At 33.9% G+C, this 1,465-nt stretch carries 3 protein-coding genes and 1 pseudogene; all 4 read right to left on the reverse strand.

Features of this window, described 5'->3' with window-relative positions:
* Nucleotides 1-58 precede the first annotated feature (58 nt).
* Nucleotides 59-387: pseudogene (locus tag ACSZPU_RS25670) on the reverse strand (hypothetical protein).
* A gap of 54 nt (nt 388-441) precedes the next feature.
* A complete protein-coding gene (locus ACSZPU_RS25675) occupies nt 442-678 on the reverse strand; it encodes a hypothetical protein (protein WP_016243653.1) in 237 nt (78 codons plus the stop codon).
* Between the two features lie 50 nt (nt 679-728).
* The gene (locus ACSZPU_RS25680) at nt 729-1,025 is read right to left on the reverse strand and encodes a hypothetical protein (protein WP_045351992.1); all 297 of its coding nucleotides are present in this window, start codon (nt 1,023-1,025) and stop codon (nt 729-731) included.
* A gap of 85 nt (nt 1,026-1,110) precedes the next feature.
* Nucleotides 1,111-1,428, reverse strand: coding sequence for a hypothetical protein (locus tag ACSZPU_RS25685; RefSeq protein WP_499004432.1), 318 nt, complete (start codon nt 1,426-1,428; stop codon nt 1,111-1,113).
* Between the last annotated feature and the right edge of the window lie 37 nt (nt 1,429-1,465).

A 1,465-nucleotide genomic window follows, 5' to 3' on the forward strand; every position in this document is an offset into this window, starting at 1 on the left:
ATCGGTAGTTAACCCTTCCTCCTACACTCTCCACAATCATGTCCGAGCGTTGCACTTATTATCTGAATTCGCGATCATCCGGTTTTATGTTTTTCAGTACAAGCTCAATGATATGCTCTTTATGCCAGTATAAAATCGTTTCCTTTAACTCATCCATATTGATCTCAGATACATCTTTGCCTCTTCCACTTTTAACATAGTCTTCAACTTCACAGGCAATCAAAACATCATAAAGTATCTCTGATAACATTTCCCCTGTTAAAATATTCATGGCCGTTTCAGGCTGTTTTCAGAGATACTATAGATCGTTTCGCAATATCCCTGTAATACATTTGTGATAAGATTTATCGCCATTTTATTACTTTCATTTAAAATAATCTCTTTCATACTGATTCCTTTTATTAAGTTAAATATTAGATAAATATCGAGAAGGTATTAATACTATTTATTAGATACTATTTTGATGATTACAGAACCATATTCCAGATCCATCTCATCATACAGTGTCTCATTTACATAACGATTTAAATCATCTAACAAGGTCTTATCATTCATGATTTCTTCGACAGAGCTACCTCTTAATGCGATAAATATATCTAAGCTCTCTTGGATAAGACTCATCACTTCAGGTGTTTTCTCACATAACATACTTACGATTACTGTCATATCATTCTTCATCTGTTTTTCCTTCTGTTTATAGTTAGCCCCTTGCGGGGCAAGATTAGTTCTTACTTTCTAAAGTTTTCTGAATACCCTACTAGCAGGGCTGCGACTTGTTCAAAGTTAACCTGATTAATATCACCACAGTTTCCTTCTTGCGTGGTAAATCGCTCAAAGTTATTCTGAATATGGTCAATCACATAAATAATAAATGGACTCATAAAATCAGGATCATCCAAATAGTTATTGGCATCTCCATCGCCATTAACTTCCATAAACATATTCCAGCTTGCGGAAAACGATCTACAAGCTAGATCATAAAACAGCTCTGTTGATTTATTTTCAATAACAGTTTCTTTAGACATACTTATATCCTCATAATTAAATGCTTATTTTATTCATTTCGTTTTATATTAGCCCCTTGCGGGGCCGAATAGATGACGCCAGCGATTATGTATGTAAAATATAGTGACTCATCACATGATGTATCTGCCTCAGGTTGACAAGCACTTCATCAAAATATACGTTTTTAATCGATGCTTTATATTTATGCTTTTTCAAGAACTCATTAAAGTCTTTCTTACCGTTCTCTATTATTGATTTTAAAACACCTTCCATATAAACATCGTCTTCAAGGTTATGATAGAACCTTTCCCCCATATACTCATGCATATATCGCAAATAGTAGTCATAGTCTTCGCCACTTTTCAGAACAAAGTATTTTGTATCATCATTACTAGATAGTGTCGTCACGAGGATAAAAATCATTGATAATAGGGCCTTCTAATCAGAAGGCCCTATTATC

Source organism: Phytobacter sp. V69 (assembly GCF_965644215.1).
In the GTDB taxonomy this organism is placed as follows: Bacteria; Pseudomonadota; Gammaproteobacteria; order Enterobacterales; family Enterobacteriaceae; genus Phytobacter.

What these genes read in the sequence shown, in the direction of transcription:
- ACSZPU_RS25675 (WP_016243653.1), bottom strand. Translation starts at nt 678, where the DNA reads ATGAAGAATGATATGACAGTAATCGTAAGTATGTTATGTGAGAAAACA.
- ACSZPU_RS25680 (WP_045351992.1), bottom strand. Translation starts at nt 1,025, where the DNA reads ATGTCTAAAGAAACTGTTATTGAAAATAAATCAACAGAGCTGTTTTAT.
- ACSZPU_RS25685 (WP_499004432.1), bottom strand. Translation starts at nt 1,428, where the DNA reads ATGATTTTTATCCTCGTGACGACACTATCTAGTAATGATGATACAAAA.